Here is a 16,507-nt window from a genome sequence, read left to right on the forward strand (position 1 = left end):
TTCAAGCCTCGAAGCGCGCCGGTCACTTCCTCTCGTAGGGCGTGAACCTGCCCAACAGGCAGAAAGCGCCCGGAATCCGCGTTCCGGGCGATACTGCGCGGAAACGGTCGTTGCGGCAGAGTTGCGAGCCGTGGACCTCGACGATCAGCATGTCGCCCGGCGACATTCCGGGACAGTCCGCCGCCAGGTCGTTGCGCCACACGCGGCGGCCTTCGCGATAGAGCAGCGTGCGGCTGTCGATGATCTGCGGGCCGCTGAGGCCGAAATTGCTGATGCAGTCGCGCGGCTCGCCCGGGACGCGGCCCTTGAGCGCCGCCGCCAGATCGCGCTCGGCGCGCGCCTGGCGCGTTTGCCGGAATTCCTCGTTGCCCGTGCATCCCGCCAGCGCGAGCGCACCCAGACTCATGATGATCGCGAGCCGCATCCTGTCTCTCCTGATTGCGGCGCGGATATAGCACTTCTAGCCGCGAAACGCATCCTTGGCCGCGCGGCGCTCCGCCAGCGTTTCCGCGCTATCGGCGCGCAGGAACGGGTTGGTCGCCAGCTCCTCTCGGATCGTCGTCGGCACCGTCGCCTCGCCAGCCGCACGGGCGCGCTCGACCTGCTCCAGCCGCGCCGCGACCGCGGCATTGTCGGGCTCGGCGACGCGGGCGTAGCGGCCGTTCGACAGCGTATATTCGTGCGCGCAATAGACCCGCGTCTCGGGCGGCAGCGCGGCGAGCCGCTGCATGTTGGCGAACATCTGCTCGGGCGTCCCTTCGAACAGCCGCCCGCAGCCCATCGCGAACAGCGTGTCGCCGACGAAGATCACGCGATCCTCGGCGAAATGATAGGCGATGTGCCCGGCGGTGTGCGCCGGGACTTCCCAAACGCGCGCGACATGGCCGCCCAGCCGCACTTCGTCGCCCTCGTGCACGCCCAAATCGAGCGTCGGAATGCGCGCAGCCTCGGCCGCCGGCGCGATCACCGTGGCGCCGGTCGCTTCCTTGATCTCGGCATTGCCGCCGGTGTGATCGGGGTGCCAGTGGGTGTTCCAGATCGCCGAGATGTGCCAGCCGCGCCGCTCGGCCTCGACGAGCACGGGCTCGGCCTGGGCGGGATCGATCACCATTGTCTCGCCGCTCTCGGGCGCATGGACCAGCCAGATGTAATTGTCGCTGAGCGCAGGGATGCGGACGATCTCGAGCTCTGCCATCAGCCTTCTCCTCGCGTCGTTTCTAGCACCGCCGCCAATTCCGCCACCAGCGCTTCCACCGAAGTCGTCCGGACCCGCGCCGCGCCCGCGCCCGCCCAGAGCGGCGAATAATCCCCCCGCCCCTCGCGCTCCCCCTTGGCCCGCAGCGGCGCGAGCGCGTTGGAGGCATAGGGAAAGGCCGGCGCCTCGTCGCGGATCGGGCCGAGCTCGCGCATCAGCCGGTTGCTGATCCCGCGCGCTTCGCGGCCCGAAAAGAGGTTGGTGAAGGCCGCATCCCCTGCCGCTTCCGTTCCGAGCAGCGCGCGGTGCGCCGTGGAGATCGCGCTTTCGGGAGTGGCCAGAAAGGCCGTCCCCACCTGCACCGCCGCAGCGCCCGCGGCAAAGGCAGCCGCGGCGCTCGCGCGGTCCACGATGCCGCCCGCGGCGATCACCGGTACCGCAGCCGCAGCCACCATCTGCCGCAGCAGTTCGGCGAGCGGCACGGGGCGATGTCCGTCCAGGAACCAGCCGGAATGGCCACCGGCTTCGGCACCCTGTGCGATCACTGCGTCGCAGCCCCGCTTGGCCAGCCAAACGGCTTCCTCCAGCGTGGTGGCATTGCCGAACACGCGCGCCCCGCTCGCGCGCACCCGCGCCAGCAGCGCGGGCTCGGGCAGCCCGAAATGGAAGCTGACCACTTCGGGCCGCAGCGCCTCGACCACTGCGCCCATCGCCGCATCGAACGGACGGCGCAGCGGCGCGGGCTCGCCGGGCGCCACGCCTTCCTCGGCATAATAGGGTGCGAGCAACGCGCGCCACTCGCGCTCGTCGGGCGGTTCGGGCAGCGTGTGGCAGAAGAAGTTGAGGTTGAGCGGCCTCTCCCCGCTCGCACGCACCTGCCCCGCCTGCTCGCGGACCTGCTCGGGCGCCAGCATCGCGCAGGGTAGCGAGGCGAGCGCGCCTGCCCGCATCGCCGCCACCGCCAGCGGCACGCCCGCGGCGCCCGCCATCGGCGCCTGCACGATCGGCAGCGCCGCGCCGGTCAGCTCCCGGAAGCGGGCCCCCGGCGCGCTCACCAGCTGCCGGTGTTGGGCATGGACGCCCAGGGCTCTGCGGGCGGCAGCGGGTCGCCGGCCTGGAGCAGCTCGATCGAGATCGCGTCGGGCGTGCGCACGAAGGCCATATGGCCGTCGCGCGGCGGACGGTTGATGGTCACGCCGCCGTCCATCAGCCGCTGGCAAGTCTCGTAGATATTGTCGACGCGGTAGGCGAGGTGCCCGAAATTGCGCCCGCCCGAATATTGCTCGGGCGCGCTGCCGTCCTCGGCGGGCCAGTTATAGGTGAGTTCGACCTCGGCATTGGCGCGCGCGCCGGGCGCGTTCATGTCTTCCTGCGCCGCGAGGAAGATCAGCGTGAAGCGTCCCTTTTCATTCTCCATCCGCCGCACTTCCTTCAGCCCCAGCAGCTCGAAGAAACGCACCGTCGCGTCCGGGTCCGAGACGCGGATCATCGTGTGGAGATATTGCATGGGGGACTCCGCTGAAAGCTTCGGAGGCCCAGATAGGCGCGTGGCTTTCGTCCCGCCAGCCCTGCGCTACTTCGCGACTTCCGAGAATTGCGCCAGCGCCTTCTGCGCCGCATTCCCGGCCGGCTTGCCGGGCGCCAGCTCGGCCGCCTTGGACCAGGCCGCACGCGCGCCCTCGCCGTCGCCGGCCGCCGCGGCGATGTTGCCGGCCTCGAGGTGGACCGAGGCATCGTCCGACGCGAGCTTGAGCGCCTGCAATATGTCCGTCTGCGCGCGCGGCAGGTCGTTCATGCGCCGCGCGAGCGTGGCGGAGAGCAGCCAGGCCAGCGGGTCCTTGCCCGCATCTGCCAGCGCCCGGTCCAGGTCGGTTCGCGCGCCCGGCATGTCGCCCTGCGCCACCAGCACGCGCGCGCGGTCGAGCCGCGCCTCGCCGAGCGCGAGGCCGGACAGCGCACCCGTCGCCATCGCCGCGTCGAGCGCCGCGCGCGCCTTGGGCACGTCGCCCGACGCGAGCCAGGCATTGCCCGCCTGCGCCCAGTAATTGGCGCTGCGCCCGTCCTTCGCGCGCTCGGCCTCGCGCGCCGCCTCTTCGAACGCGCTCGCGGCAGCAGCCCAGCGCCCCTGGTTGGCATAGGCGACGCCCAGGCACTGGCGCGCCCACATGCCGCCGCCTTCCATGTGCCAGCGCGTGGCGTTGGTCACGCCGGTCGAAGGGTCGCCGGTCGCGAGGTCCATGCACTGGGCATAGCGCGGCGGTTCGGCGGCGGCCTGCGGCTTGGCCGCAGCGGGCGCGGCCTGCAGGCCCAGGATCAGCAGCGAGACGAACATAGGGTCAGTACATCCTCGACGGCCCGAAGGATCAGCGCGATGTCAGCCTCGCGCGAGAGCCGGTGATCGCCGTCCTTGACGAGCCAAGTCTGCACCGCGTCTGAACGGAAAAGCTGGGCGAGCGCCGGGGCGCGCTCCCATGGCACTTCGGCGTCGCGCTGCCCCTGCAGCAGCCGCACGGGCCCGTCGAACGCGATCGGGCCGGTCATCATCAGATTGGCCTGTCCCGATTCCCACAAAGCCCGCGTCGTGAGCGTCGGCTGGTCCGAATAGTCCGAAGGCTGCTCCAGCCGTCCATGCTCGGCGAGGTGGCGCTTATCCTCCGCGCTATAGCCCCAGTCGGTGAAGTCGGGAGCGGCGGCGATGCCCACCAGCCCCTTCACCTGCGCGGGCCGCGCGCGCGCGACGAGCAGCATGATCCACCCGCCCATCGAGGAGCCGACAAGCACCACCGGCCCGTCGATCACGTCGTCGATGATCCGCAGCGCGTCGTCGCGCCAGTCGACAAGCGTCTGGTCCTCGAACCGCCCTTCGCTCTCGCCGCAGCCGGCATAGTCGAAGCGCAGGAAGGCCTGGCCGCTACGCTGCGCCCATTGCTCGAGCGCCAGCGCCTTGGTGCCGTTCATGTCCGACGCATAGCCGCAGAGGAACACCACCGTCGGCCCGCGGCCGGGCGTGTGGTGATGGGCAAGCTTGGGGCGCGGTTCTGTCATGCGGCGGGGATAGTGTCCGCCGCCGCGCATGGAAAGCGCCTCAAAGCGCGAAAGCGTCCTTCCAGTCCTCCGCGGGCCGGCCCCCGCAGATCTCGCGCAGAGCCTCCCATTGCGCAGCGTCGAGCGCAGGCGAATAGCTTCCCTTGGCGCCTGCAGCGAAGCGCGCCTTGCGCTCGGACGACATCGGATGGCTCGCGAGATAGCCCATCAGCGCAGCGGCGCCCTTCGCCTTCACTTCCACCTTGGACAGGCGGTCGAAGAATCCCGCGACGCCCATCGGCGAGATCCGGGCGCTGTCGAGCGCATCGATCGCATAGCCATCCGCCTGCGCCTCGTCCGAGCGCGAATAGCTCGCCGAGAGCAGCACGTTGGTATAGCCGCCGACATTGCCGTCGAGCCCGCCGAGCACCACGCTCAGCCCCAGCTGGCGGAAGAGCGCCTGGAGCACGTGGCGATGCTCGACATGCCCGAGCTCATGCGCCAGCACGCCCGCGACTTCGTCGGGCGAAGCGGCCTGGTCTAGCAGCCCGCGGAAGATCAGCACATGGCCGCCGGGCAGCGTGATTGCGTTGACCATGGGAATGTCGACCACGCGCACGTCGGCGAGCATCGCCGGCGGCCCCATCCGCGCCTTGAGCGCCGCCACCGCGGCATCGCCCTCGTCGGTGCTGCAGATCCGGCCGCCGAAATCGCCCACCATCAGGTCGCCGATCCGCGCCTCGGCCGAACGCGGTATCACACGCACCAGCATCGCCGGCGTCGTCGCGAGCAGGAAGAGCACGAGCGCGGAGAGCAGCGCGAAGGCACCCGCCGCGGGCCACAGCCCGATGCGGTCGATCCACCCGCCGTAGCGCCGCGCGCCCGGCAGGCGATCGGCGAGCGCCGCCGGCACGCCCTCGCCGAAGCCGATCCGCCAGCCCGGGCGGCCGCGCAGTCCGAACTGCGGGTCGCCGGGCGCGGCCTGGGCGATCAGGTCGGCGAAGGCATAGGGCCCCTCGCGCCGATCGCCCTCGACCAGCTCGAAGCCGCTGCCGTCCGCCACCAGCAGGGGTTCGCGGCGCAGGCCGCTCGCCCCGTCATAGTGCCAGACGGCCGCAGCGTCAGATCGCTCCGACATCGAAGGCATCCAGCAGCCCCTCGCCCTGGCGCGGCGCGCGGGTGGTCGATTGCGTGAGCTCGTCGACCGCGACGGTGCCATAGGCGTGCATGTGGCCGATGAAGAACGACCAGTTGCGATAGCCGATGAAGATGAAGCCGACGCCGAGCGTGCACACCACCAGCGCGATGTTGCCCAGCGTCAGCTTGATCCAGTCCATCGTGCCGGCAGTGAAGCCGAACTCCAGGTCGCCGAGCGACAGGTTGCTGACCACCTCACGGAAATAGGCCGCGTAGAAGATCAGCGCGATCAGCCCGGCGAGGACGAAGAAGACGACATAGCCGACGATCACGAAGCCGAGCATTCGGACCTGCATGTCCTCGGGCGAACCGCCAAGCTCCGGCCCGACGAAGGCTGCGGCGATGACGCCGCCCACGATCAGCACGATCGGCAGCAGATAGTAGAGCAGGTAGCGCATCATCAGCGGCGAGGCACTGCCGCCCGCCTCGAAGCGATGCGGGCCGAAGCTCATCGCGTTCCAGCGTTCCTTCCACAGCTCGACCATCGACCAGGGCACGAGCAGGCCGAACACCGCCGCGCCCGCAATCGTCTTCCACAGGTGCGAGAGCGCATAGCGGAAGCCCTGATCGTCGCTCCCGCCGCGGATGCCGTGCCAATAGGTTCGGCTCAGCCGGTAGCGCAGCGCGCGGAAGATCGCGACGCCGACCAGATAGATCAGCAGCAGGTAGAGGCCGAGCACGAGCAGCACCGCAGTGCCGCCGTGGCCGCGGATCGCCAGCGCCTGGATGCCGAACTGCAGCAGGCCCAATGGAATCGCGAACAGCACCATCGCCATCAGATAGCCGATGAAGAGCTCCAGCCCGGTGCCGGTCCATTCGAGCCGGTCGTCGATGAAGCGCGTCCGGTTCCACAGATAGCGCCGCTCGCGCGTCTTGGCCCAGAAAGCGTAGATTCCCAGCGTAACCGCGCTGAGCAGCAGGTTGGTAAAGGCGATCGGCGCGAACTCGCGCCAATTGCCGTCGAATGCGAACGCGCGCGCGTTCGTCGTTTCACTGTCCATGATTGCCCCCCTTTTGCTCAGCTCAGCCGAGCCAAAGGGGAGCGTCAAGTATCAAGCTGTTACCAAATCGGGATTAACTGCGTTTCTACTGCGCATCCGCGAAGGTATCGCAGGCGGACGGATCGCCCGATTCGAGGCCGCGCTTCAGCCATTGCATCCGCTGCGCCGAGCTGCCGTGGGTGAAGCTGTCGGGCACCACCCTGCCCTGCGCCTCGCGCTGGAGCGTGTCGTCGCCGATCGCATTGGCGGCGGTCATGCCTTCCTCGACGTCGCCGGCCTCGAGCCGATCCTTGTTCGCCGCGGCCCAGACGCCGGCATAGCAATCGGCTTGCAGCTCGAGCCGCACCGACGCGGCATTGCCCTCGCGCTCGCTCGATTGCCGCTGGATCCGCGCCACCTGGTCCGACGTGCCAAGGAGATTCTGGATGTGATGGCCGAACTCGTGCGCGATCACATAATCCTGCGCGAAATCGCCCTGCGCATGGAAGCGCTGCGACAGTTCCTGAAAGAAGTCGGTGTCCAGATAGATGCCCTGATCGGTCGGGCAGTAGAAGGGGCCCATCGCCGATTGCGCGGCGCCGCAGCCCGACTGGCCCTGGCCGCTGTAGAACACCAGCTTGGGCGCCTGGAAACGCGCGTTGCTCGCCTGGAATATCCGCGCCCAGGTGGTCTGGGCGGAGCTGAAGGCGTTGCAGGACGCCTTGCTCTCGGCGTTGACCGCGCAACTCGATTGCGCGTCGGTCCCCGACTGTTGCGAAACCTGGGTCGGCGCCCCCTGCTGCGTGCCGAGCCCGCCGAGCATCCCCAGCCCGCCGCTGAAGAACAGCGCGACGACCAGCAACACGCCCACGCCCAGGCAACCGAAGCGACTGAAGACCATCGGCAGGAAGGCGAACAACATGCCCCCGCCGCCCAGGCCTCCCCCGCCGCCGAACATGCCGCCGCCGCGGCCGCGCTGGTCCTCGACGTTAATATTGGGATCGAAATCGTCGAGACGCATCGGGGGACTTCCTCATCGTTCGTGCTTCGCAACAATGCCCGATCGGGCATAGCGTTGCATTCCCCTTTTTCCCCGCGCGCTCTGCCTTGCCACTGTCGCGCCGCTACCGCAAACCCCCGCGCATGGCCGATGCCGAATCGACTCGCCCGCGCCGCGCGCGCGGCATGCCGCTGCCCGATTGCGTGGCGCTGGTGCTGCAGGGCGGCGGCGCGCTCGGCAGCTATCAGGCCGGCGTGATCGAGGCGCTGGGCCAGGCCGAGATAGAGATCGACTGGATCGCCGGCATCTCGATCGGCGCGATCAACGCCGCGATCGTCGCCGGCAATCCGCCCGGGCGCCGGATCGAGCGGCTCCACCAGTTCTGGAACATAGTGTCGAGCGCGCTGCCCTCGCTGCCGATCCCGCTCGAGGACCATGCCCGCGAATGGGCGCACGAGGCCTCCGCCGCCGCAGTGCTCTGGGCCGGCGTGCCCGGCTTCTTCGCGCCGCGAATCTTCCCGCCCGTCTTCGCGCTCCCCGGCAGCCCCGAGGCACTGAGCTTCTACGACACCGCCGCGCTGCGCGGCACGCTCGACGCGCTGATCGACTGGGACCTGCTCAATGACGGCCCGATCCGGCTGGCGGTGGGCGCAGTCGACATCGAGAGCGGCAATTTCCGCTATTTCGACACGCGTCACGAGCGGCTCGACGCGCGCCACGTCATGGCCTCGGGCGCGCTTCCGCCGGGGCTTCCGCCGGTCGAGATCGACGGGCGGCTCTATTGGGACGGCGGGCTGGTCTCCAACACGCCGCTCACCCATGTCCTCGACAACCAGGTCGAGCCCTTGCTCGTCTTCCAGGTCGACCTCTTCGCCGCCGCGGGCGATCGGCCGCGTACGCTCACCGACGTCTTCGCGCGCGAGAAGGAGATCCGCTACTCCAGCCGCACGCGGACCATAACCGACGAGCGCATGCGCCTGCGCCGCGAACGCGAGGCGATCCGCAAGGTGCTCGACAAGCTGCCGCCCGAGCTCAAGGACGATGCCGATGTGCGCCGGCTCGAGGCCATGGCCGCCGAGCAGCCGCTGTCGCTCGTCCATCTGATCTACCGCGCCAACACCTGGGAGCGCGGCTCGCGCGACTTCGAATTCTCCGAGCTTTCGATGCGCGAGCATTGGCAGGCGGGCCAGCTCGCCGTGGCCGAGACCATGGCCAATGCCCAGCTCGTCGCCAGCAACATCCTCGACGGCAAGACCGCCGCCTTCGACCTCACTCGGCGCTAAGGGAGTAGACCATGTTCCTCAAAGGCAAGACCGCGATCGTCACCGGCTCCACCTCCGGCATCGGCCTCGCCTATGCCAAGGCCTTCGCGGCCGAGGGCGCCAATGTGGTGATCAACGGCTTCGGCGACGCCGCCGCGATCGAGACCGAGCGCGCCGGACTGGAGGCGACCAGCGGCGCAAAGGCGCTCTACGACGCCGCCGACATGACCAAGCCCGACCAGATCGCGGCGATGATCGAGCGTGCGGCGAGCGAGCTCGGATCGGTCGACATCATCGTCAACAATGCCGGCATCCAGCATGTCGCGCCGATCGACGAGTTCCCGGTCGAGAAATACGACGCGATCATCGCGATCAACCTGTCCTCGGCCTGGCACATGACGCGCGCGGCGATCCCGCACATGAAGGCCAAGGGCTGGGGTCGCATCATCAACACCGCCTCGGCGCACAGCCTGGTCGCGAGCCCCAACAAGTCCGCCTATGTGATGGCCAAGCACGGCATCGCCGGCCTCACCAAGACCGTGGCGCTCGAAGTCGCGACCCACGGCATCACTGTCAACTGCATCTCGCCCGGCTATGTCTGGACCCCGCTGGTCGAGAACCAGATCCCCGACACGATGAAGACCCGCGGCATGACGCGCGAGCAGGTGATCAACGACGTGCTGCTCGACGCCCAGCCGACCAAGGAGTTCGTCCAGCCGGAACAAGTGGCCGCCCTCGCGCTATTTCTCTGCCGGAACGAAGCGGCCGCGATCACCGGCGCCAATTATACGATCGACGGGGGCTGGACCGCGGCCTGAAGACCCGCTTCAAGGGGAAGATGAAGATGAAGCGCATGCTGCCGGTCCTGGGGCTATTGGCGATCGGCCTCACCGGCTGCAGTGTCTATCGCGAAGCGACCTCGACGAGTCTGCCCGAGGGCGTGCGCTGGCAGCGCGTGGCGACCGACACCGACCGCGATCGGCTGCGCCAGTGGCGCCGCGCCTGGGACGAGGCGTTGCCGCGCGCGCGCAAGGCCGATGACGGCGCGATCGCGGCCGACCCGAAGCTCTTCGATCCCGACCGCGCGCTCGCCGGCGCCACCCCGCCCCCGGGCCGCTACCGCTGCCGCACTTTCAAGCTCGGCGCCGCCGGCCCGGCGATGCGCGAGTTCACGGCCTATCCCTGGTTCGAATGCGTCATCGCCGACGAAGGCGAAGTGAAGAGCCTGCACAAGCGCACCGGCTCGCAGCGCCCGACCGGACTGATCTTCCCGGACAGCGAGTCGCGCGCGATCTTCCTCGGCACGCTGGTGCTCGGCGACGAGAATGCGCCGCTGCGCTACGGCCTCGACGATACCCGCGACCTGATCGGCTATATCGAGCGGATCGACACCAGCCGCTGGCGGCTGGTCTTCCCGCGCCCGCGGTTCGAATCGATCCTCGACGTCGTGGAGCTTGTGCCGGCCTGACTTCCCCCCTCCGTGAAAGGAAGGGGAGAGGAATGTCGATACAACCCAGGCCGCACGATCTTGCCGCTTGCAAAATAGGATTTGGCCTGAAACAAAACGGGAACGATCTTTCTCAATCTGAATATAATCGGCGTCTCGCGCGCACACGCACGCGCGCAGGCACGTACGCACGCGCATGCGCCCGCGTTGGGGTGTCCGCTTTGTCCACTTCCGCCGTGTCCACTTCCGGCATCGCGCCGCCGGATCGACCGATGGTCAGGCCCGCTCGAACCGCCGCGATAGTGTGACCTTGGTGTGACCTTTGGTCGCGCGGGATGCGCGGGGCGGCGCAATAGCGTCTCAGTGCGGCCGGACGGTTTCTTGGCCTCAGGACGTATCGCCATTCAGCCCCGGGTCCGCACTCAATACCCCTCGGGCGCCAGGTCGCTGAACTTGGTGAACTGGCGGTCGAAGCGCATGTGCACCGATCCGGTAGCGCCATGGCGCTGCTTGGCGATGATCACCGTCGCCTTGTTCGCAACCTCGAGCTGGCGCGCCTGCCACTGCTCGTATGCGATGCGCTCCTCGGCGGTCTCGGTGCCGTCGGGCACCTTCGTCGGCGCCTTGAAGTCGTGATAATATTCGTCGCGATAGACGAACAGCACGATGTCGGCGTCCTGCTCGATCGAGCCCGATTCGCGAAGGTCGGAAAGCTGCGGGCGCTTGTCCTCGCGGCTCTCGACGCCGCGGCTGAGCTGCGACAGCGCGAGCACCGGCACGTTCAATTCCTTGGCGAGCGTCTTGAGGCCGCGGCTGATCTCCGAGATTTCCTGCACGCGCCCGTCGCCCGAGGCCTTGGCGCTGCCGGTCAGCAGCTGGAGATAGTCGACCACGACCATGCCGATCTTGTGCTGGCGCTTCATCCGGCGCGCGCGGGTGCGCAGCGCGGCGATGGTCAGGCCCGGCGTGTCGTCGATGTAGAGCGGCAGCCGCTCGAGATCGCCGGCCGCGCGCGCGAACTTCTGGAACTCGGCATGGCTGATCTGTCCGGTGCGCAGCTTCTCCGAGACGACTTCGGCCTGCTCCGAGAGGATACGCATCGCCAGCTGGTCGGCGGACATTTCGAGGCTGAAGAACGCCACCGGCGCGCCGATCGACTTCTCTTCCGGAATCCCCGCCTCGAGATCGTCGGCCCAGCGCTTGGCGGCGTTGAACGCGATGTTGGTCGCGAGCGAGGTCTTTCCCATGCCCGGGCGCCCGGCGAGGATCAGCAGGTCGGACCGGTTGAACCCGCCGGTCGAGGCATTGAGGTCGGTCAGGCCCGTGGTGATGCCCGAGATGCCGCCACCCGAGTTCATCGCCTTCTCGGCCTGGCGCACCGCCAGCGTCGCCGCGCGGGTGAACGACTTGAGCCCGCTGTCCGATTCGCCCTTCTCGGCGACTTCGTAGAGCTTCAGCTCGGCCTGCTCGATCTGCTTGGCCGGATTGATGTCCTGGCTCGTGTCGAGCGCACCCTCGACCAGGTCGCGGCCGACGCTGACCAGCGCGCGCAGCATCGCCAGGTCGTAGATCTGGTCCGCGAACGAGCGCGCGCCGATCAGGCTCGCCGGGTTGCCGGTGAGCTGCGCGAGATAGGCCGGTCCGCCCAGCTCCTTCATCGCCGGATCGTTGGCGAACAGCGGACGCAGCGTCACCGGCGTCGCCAGCCGGTTGTCGCCGACCATCGCCGCGATCGTCTCATAGATCCGCCCGTGGAGCGGTTCGAAGAAATGCTCGGGACGCAGCTTCTGCAGCACGTCCTCGGCCACGCGGTTGTCGATCATCATCGCGCCGAGCAGCGCGGCTTCCGCCTCGACATTGGCAGGAAGGGTGACGCCCTCGGATTGCTCCGGGGCGGGAAACGGTATCGGCTGTGCCATGCCCCCTTGTCGCGCAACCCGGGCTCGGCAGCAACTCCATAGCCTTGTGGATAATGGGCATGAACGGATAGGAGCCGTGCATGGCCGATCCGCGGATCATCGACGTCACGCTGGACGAGCGCACGATCCTGTGGCGCTCGGCGGACATCGAGCAGGAGCGCCGGATCGCGATTTTCGACCTTCTCGAGGAGAATCGCTTCGCCCCGCAGCGCCGCCATCCCGACGGCTATGAAGGTCCCTACAAGCTCCACCTGAGCGTGCAGGAAGGCCGGCTGGCGATGGAGATCCGCCGCGAGGACGGATCGCACCTCGAGACGCTGGTGCTCGGCCTCGCCCGTTTCCGCCGCCCGATCCGCGACTATTTCGCGATCTGCGACAGCTATTACCAGGCGATCCGCAACGCCACCCCGGCGCAGATCGAGACCGTCGACATGGCCCGCCGCGGCATCCACAACCAGGCCGCCGAGCTGCTCAAGGAGCGGCTGGAAGGCAAGATCGACGTCGATTTCGACACCGCGCGGCGGCTGTTCACTCTGGTCTGCGTGCTGCACATCAAGGGGTGAAGCCCGCGCTCACGTGGCGGAACGACTCCGCCGCCCCGACATTGAACACCCATGGCCGAGCCAAGACCCAGCGACCGGCGCCTCGGGCGCGCAGCAACCATCATCGCGGTGCTCGTGGTGGCGATCGTCGTGGTGATCTTCATCACCTTCAACCTCTCCCACGACCGGGCACTGAAGAACGAGCTCATTACCGAGAACGCCGCCGCGCCCGCGCCCTGAGCGAAGCTCTGGCTCCTGACCTCGCGATGTGGCAGGCGTCGCCCTTCCGCCGATCCGCGGCGCAGGGACATGACGACACGATGATCGACGAAGGCGCGAAGGCACTGATCAATGCGGCGCGCGCGGCTGCCCGCAACGCCTATGCCCCTTATTCCAACTTCGCCGTGGGCGCAGCGGTGCTGCTCAGCGACGGCAGCGTCGTCACCGGCGCCAATTTCGAGAACGCCAGCTACGGCCTGTCGCTCTGCGCCGAGACGGTGGCGCTGGCGAAGACGAGCAGCGAGGGCCGGCTCAAGGAAGTGGTCGCGATCGGCGTGATCGGCGGACGCATGGGCCATGCCGACACCGCGCCGGTGAGCCCCTGCGGCCGCTGCCGCCAGATCATCAACGAGGCCGCGCAGCTCGGCGGGCGCGACATCCCGGTCTATTGCGGCGGCGCTGCCGGCGAAGAAATCGCCGTCTATCGCCTCTCCGAACTCCTCCCCCACGCCTTCGGCCCCGCGGATCTCGGCCTCGCCTGAGCGGCTTGCCAAGCGCTTCGCCGCCATGCTCTTGTGGCGGCAGGGAGGAGATTCCATGAAAACGCCACGCTGGAGCGCGCTCGCGCTGCCGATCCTGCTCGCCCATCCCGCCGCCGCGCAGGAGGCAGCGCCGCTGCTCCATCCGATGTTCCAGGATCATGCCGTGCTCCAGCGCGACCGCCCGATTGCGATATGGGGCGATGCGCCGGCGGGAGAGACGGTGCGCGTGACGCTGGGGGAGCGCAAGGCGCAGGTGCGCGCCGATCCGGCGGGCCATTGGCGCGTCGACCTGCCCGCGATGCGCGCCGGCGGCCCCTACACGCTTGCGGTGACCACGGGCAGCGGCAAGACCCAACGCGCGGAGGACGTCATGCTGGGGGACGTCTGGCTCTGCTCGGGCCAGTCCAACATGGAATTCCCGGTGAGCGGCGTGCTGGGCGCGGCCGGCGAGATCGCTCGGGCGAACGACCCCGAACTGCGGCTGATGACCGTGGAGAAGAAGACCGCCCTCACGCCGCAGCGCCAATTCCCAGCACCGGTCCAGTGGCAGCCGACCACGCCGGAGAGCGTGCGCGACTTCTCCGCGGCCTGCTATTTCATGGCGCGAGACCTGCGTGCCTCGCAGAAAGTCCCGATGGGGCTGATCGACGCCAGCTGGGGCGGCACGGCAATCGACGCCTGGCGGCCCGAGAGCGCCCTCGCCACCGATCCGGGCGCGCAGGCCGATCTCGAGCTGCTGCGCACCTATCGCGCCGATCCTGCGCGGGCGAGCGCGCTGTTCGGCCAGCGCTGGATGGCCTGGTATCGCGGCAAGACGGGCGATGCGGCGGGCACCGAGCCGTGGCAGATCGACGCGCCCGGCGAATGGCGCCCCCTGCCCTCGTTCGAAGCCTGGGAGAAATGGGGCGTCGCCGAGCTCGCTCAATACAACGGCATGCTCTGGTACCGCACCGAAGTGACGCTGACCGCCGAGCAGGCCGCGAAAGGCGCCGCGCTGGCGCTCGGCCCCGCCGACGACATGGACGCGAGCTTCGTCAATGGCGTGCCCGTGGGCGTCACCTATGCCTGGGGCGAGCCGCGGAACTATGCGCTCGCACCGGGCACGCTCAAGGCCGGCCGGAACGTGATCGCGGTGGGCGTGCTCGACACCTGGGGCGAAGGCGGGCTGACCGGCACGCCGGAGCAGCGTGCGATTCGCTTTGCCGACGGCACCAGCGTGCCGCTCGCCGGGCCCGAGGGTTGGCGCTGGCGCCGCGCGCCCGATGGCATCGGCGAGCCGCCGCACGCGCCCTGGGAAGCGATCGCGGGCTTTTCGGGCATCTACAATGCGATGATCGCGCCGATCGGCCCTTATGGCCTGCGCGGCGCGGCCTGGTACCAGGGCGAGGCCAACGCCGGATCGCCCGGCGGCTATGCCGGCAAGCTCGGCAGCATGATGACGGCGTGGCGCAGCCAGTTCGGCAATGCGCGGATGCCCTTCCTCGTCGCCCAGCTCTCGGGCTGGGGACCGCGCGTGCCCCAGCCGGTCGAGAGCGGCTTCGCGCAAATCCGCGACGAGCAGCGCCGCGCGGTCGCCGCCGATCCGCATGCCGCGCTCGCGGTCACGATCGATCTCGGCGACGTCGTCGACATCCACCCGGCCAACAAGCTCGACGTCGGCCATCGCCTCGCCCGCGGCGCCGAGGCGCTGACCTATGGCGGCAAGGCATCGCCCTCGGGCCCCTGGCCGGTCGAGGCGCGTTACGAGGGATCGGTCATCCGCGTCCGCTTCACCGGCGCGGACAAGGGGCTGGTGACCTACAGCGCCGCGCAGCCGATCGGCTTCGAGCTCTGCGGCGCCGCGCCCGGCAGCTGCCGCTTCGCCACGGCGGTGCTTTCGGGCACCGACGTGCTGGTCGCCGCCGGAGCAGGGCCCGCCGAGCGCGTGCGCTTCTGCTGGGGCGACAGCCCGATCTGCAACCTCTACGACGGGACCGGCCTGCCGGCGACGCCGTTCGAGCTGCCGGTCCGTTAGGCCTTGCGGAGCGCCGCGCTTCCCGCGAAACGACTCTCCTCATCCGTCCGGAGCCCCGAATGATCCTTTCCGACCGCTGGATTCGCGAGCAGGCCCTCAACCACGGCATGATCGAGCCGTTCGTCGAGGCGCAGCGGCGCGAGGGATGCATCAGCTACGGCCTGTCCTCCTACGGCTATGACGCGCGCGTGGCGGACGAGTTCAAGATCTTCACCAATGTCGACAGCGCCGTGGTGGATCCCAAGGACTTCGCCGCGAATAGCTTCGTCGATCGCAAGACCGACGTGTGCGTGATCCCGCCCAACAGCTTCGCGCTGGCGCGGACGGTCGAATATTTCCGCGTGCCGCGCGACGTGCTGGTGATCTGCCTCGGCAAGTCGACCTATGCGCGCTGCGGGATCATCGTGAACGTGACTCCGCTCGAGCCCGAATGGGAGGGGCACGTCACGCTCGAATTCTCGAACACCACGCCGCTGCCGGCGAAGATCTACGCCAACGAAGGCGCGTGCCAGTTCCTCTTCCTCAAGGGCGACCAGCCCTGCGAGACGAGCTATGCCGACCGCGCCGGCAAGTACATGGGCCAGCGCGGCGTGACGCTGCCGCGGCTCTGAAGCCCGTCAAAAACGCAAACGGCCGCGCATGCATTCCGCATGCGCAGCCGCTTGCCTTGCCTTCCCGGCGGGTGCGTCAGCGCGCGCTGAACTGCACCGTCTGGAGGCGCTGGAGGCCCGCGCGCGCGATCGCGTGCGAACTGGTGGTCCGCCGCGAGGCGAGGTCGAGCAGCACTTCGTCCTGCGCCAGCACCTTGTTGTAGACCGCACGTGCCTCGGCCGACCGGCCGGTCTGCGAATAGACCGCAGCCAGGTTGAGCAGCAGCTCGGGCTGGTCAGGGCGCGCGCGCAGCTCGGAGGCCAGCTTGAGCTCGGCCTTGTCATAGGCGCCGCCCACGATCTCGCGAGCCGCAGTGCTTTCCTGGGCCTGGGCCGGCAGGGCTGCCGCCAGCGGCGCGGCGGCAAGAAGTAGCAGAGCGATACGCATGGCAACCTCTCGATCCATTACGTCACGATTTCATTCTCGTGACATTTCCATGACTCCTGTGTGACACTTTTGTTTCTCCGCAGCAAGGCTGCCTGGACCCGGGCACAAAAAAAAGGCGGTCCCGAAGG

At 68.8% G+C, this 16,507-nt stretch carries 19 protein-coding genes; 8 read left to right on the forward strand and 11 right to left on the reverse strand.

The annotated features are described in order from the left end of the window. Positions 1-22: 22 nt before the first annotated feature. From J7500_RS12345 to J7500_RS12385, 9 genes are all read right to left on the reverse strand, one after another. On the reverse strand, positions 23-424 hold the full coding sequence (locus J7500_RS12345; protein WP_294062002.1) for a hypothetical protein: 402 nt from the start codon (positions 422-424) through the stop codon (positions 23-25). 36 nt (positions 425-460) lie between these two features. Further along, positions 461-1,195: a hydroxyacylglutathione hydrolase gene (gene gloB, locus J7500_RS12350; protein ID WP_294062003.1), complete on the reverse strand. Its 735-nt coding sequence runs from the start codon at positions 1,193-1,195 to the stop codon at positions 461-463. After that, positions 1,195-2,250, reverse strand: a complete 1,056-nt coding sequence (locus tag J7500_RS12355; RefSeq protein ID WP_294062004.1) for a nitronate monooxygenase — start codon at positions 2,248-2,250, stop codon at positions 1,195-1,197. The genes gloB and J7500_RS12355 overlap by 1 nt, the downstream gene beginning before the upstream one ends. After that, a complete protein-coding gene (locus J7500_RS12360; RefSeq protein ID WP_294062005.1) occupies positions 2,247-2,702 on the reverse strand; it encodes a VOC family protein in 456 nt (151 codons plus the stop codon). Before J7500_RS12360 ends, J7500_RS12355 begins: the two co-directional genes overlap by 4 nt. A 66-nt stretch (positions 2,703-2,768) precedes the next feature. Further along, positions 2,769-3,527 carry a tetratricopeptide repeat protein gene (locus tag J7500_RS12365; protein ID WP_294062006.1) on the reverse strand — a complete coding sequence of 253 codons (759 nt, stop codon included), beginning with the start codon at positions 3,525-3,527 and terminating at the stop codon, positions 2,769-2,771. After that, a complete protein-coding gene (locus J7500_RS12370) occupies positions 3,509-4,240 on the reverse strand; it encodes an alpha/beta hydrolase (RefSeq protein WP_294062007.1) in 732 nt (243 codons plus the stop codon). Before J7500_RS12370 ends, J7500_RS12365 begins: the two co-directional genes overlap by 19 nt. Positions 4,241-4,280: 40 nt before the next feature. After that, positions 4,281-5,357, reverse strand: coding sequence for a M48 family metallopeptidase (locus tag J7500_RS12375; RefSeq protein WP_294062008.1), 1,077 nt, complete (start codon positions 5,355-5,357; stop codon positions 4,281-4,283). Beyond that, positions 5,341-6,417 (reverse strand): YjgN family protein, encoded by a 1,077-nt coding sequence (locus tag J7500_RS12380; protein ID WP_294062009.1) that lies wholly within the window; start codon positions 6,415-6,417, stop codon positions 5,341-5,343. Before J7500_RS12380 ends, J7500_RS12375 begins: the two co-directional genes overlap by 17 nt. A gap of 85 nt (positions 6,418-6,502) precedes the next feature. Continuing rightward, a complete protein-coding gene (locus tag J7500_RS12385; protein WP_294062010.1) occupies positions 6,503-7,417 on the reverse strand; it encodes a neutral zinc metallopeptidase in 915 nt (304 codons plus the stop codon). Positions 7,418-7,539: 122 nt separating this feature from the next. On the opposite strand from J7500_RS12385, the gene J7500_RS12390 reads away from it, so the two are divergent. The 3 genes from J7500_RS12390 to J7500_RS12400 are packed head-to-tail and all read left to right on the forward strand — an operon-like array spanning position 7,540 to position 10,126. Further along, the gene (locus tag J7500_RS12390) at positions 7,540-8,679 is read left to right on the forward strand and encodes a patatin-like phospholipase family protein (protein WP_294062011.1); all 1,140 of its coding nucleotides are present in this window, start codon (positions 7,540-7,542) and stop codon (positions 8,677-8,679) included. Between the two features lie 11 nt (positions 8,680-8,690). Continuing rightward, the gene (locus J7500_RS12395; RefSeq protein WP_294062012.1) at positions 8,691-9,476 is read left to right on the forward strand and encodes a 3-hydroxybutyrate dehydrogenase; all 786 of its coding nucleotides are present in this window, start codon (positions 8,691-8,693) and stop codon (positions 9,474-9,476) included. Between the two features lie 26 nt (positions 9,477-9,502). After that, positions 9,503-10,126, forward strand: coding sequence for a DUF4893 domain-containing protein (locus J7500_RS12400; protein WP_294062013.1), 624 nt, complete (start codon positions 9,503-9,505; stop codon positions 10,124-10,126). A gap of 401 nt (positions 10,127-10,527) precedes the next feature. Here J7500_RS12400 and J7500_RS12405 read toward each other — a convergent pair whose 3' ends face one another. Then, a complete protein-coding gene (locus J7500_RS12405) occupies positions 10,528-12,024 on the reverse strand; it encodes a replicative DNA helicase (RefSeq protein WP_294062014.1) in 1,497 nt (498 codons plus the stop codon). 80 nt (positions 12,025-12,104) lie between these two features. Here J7500_RS12405 and J7500_RS12410 point away from each other — a divergent pair, with 80 nt between their 5' ends. From J7500_RS12410 to dcd, 5 genes are all read left to right on the forward strand, one after another. Further along, complete coding sequence (locus J7500_RS12410) at positions 12,105-12,587, forward strand: UPF0262 family protein (RefSeq protein ID WP_294062015.1); 483 nt, start codon at positions 12,105-12,107, stop codon at positions 12,585-12,587. A 51-nt stretch (positions 12,588-12,638) separates the two neighbouring features. Next, positions 12,639-12,806, forward strand: coding sequence for a hypothetical protein (locus tag J7500_RS12415; RefSeq protein ID WP_294062016.1), 168 nt, complete (start codon positions 12,639-12,641; stop codon positions 12,804-12,806). Positions 12,807-12,886: 80 nt separating this feature from the next. Then, on the forward strand, positions 12,887-13,327 hold the full coding sequence (locus tag J7500_RS12420; RefSeq protein ID WP_294062017.1) for a cytidine deaminase: 441 nt from the start codon (positions 12,887-12,889) through the stop codon (positions 13,325-13,327). A gap of 55 nt (positions 13,328-13,382) precedes the next feature. Further along, positions 13,383-15,341 (forward strand): sialate O-acetylesterase, encoded by a 1,959-nt coding sequence (locus tag J7500_RS12425; RefSeq protein WP_294062018.1) that lies wholly within the window; start codon positions 13,383-13,385, stop codon positions 15,339-15,341. Between the two features lie 59 nt (positions 15,342-15,400). Continuing rightward, positions 15,401-15,952: a dCTP deaminase gene (dcd, locus tag J7500_RS12430; protein ID WP_294062019.1), complete on the forward strand. Its 552-nt coding sequence runs from the start codon at positions 15,401-15,403 to the stop codon at positions 15,950-15,952. Positions 15,953-16,028: 76 nt separating this feature from the next. Here the strand turns inward: dcd and J7500_RS12435 are convergent, their stop codons facing one another. After that, positions 16,029-16,379, reverse strand: a complete 351-nt coding sequence (locus J7500_RS12435) for a tetratricopeptide repeat protein (protein ID WP_294062020.1) — start codon at positions 16,377-16,379, stop codon at positions 16,029-16,031. Between the last annotated feature and the right edge of the window lie 128 nt (positions 16,380-16,507).

The sequence above is a fragment of the Sphingomonas sp. genome, assembly GCF_017744835.1.
GTDB lineage: Bacteria > Pseudomonadota > Alphaproteobacteria > Sphingomonadales > Sphingomonadaceae > Sphingomonas.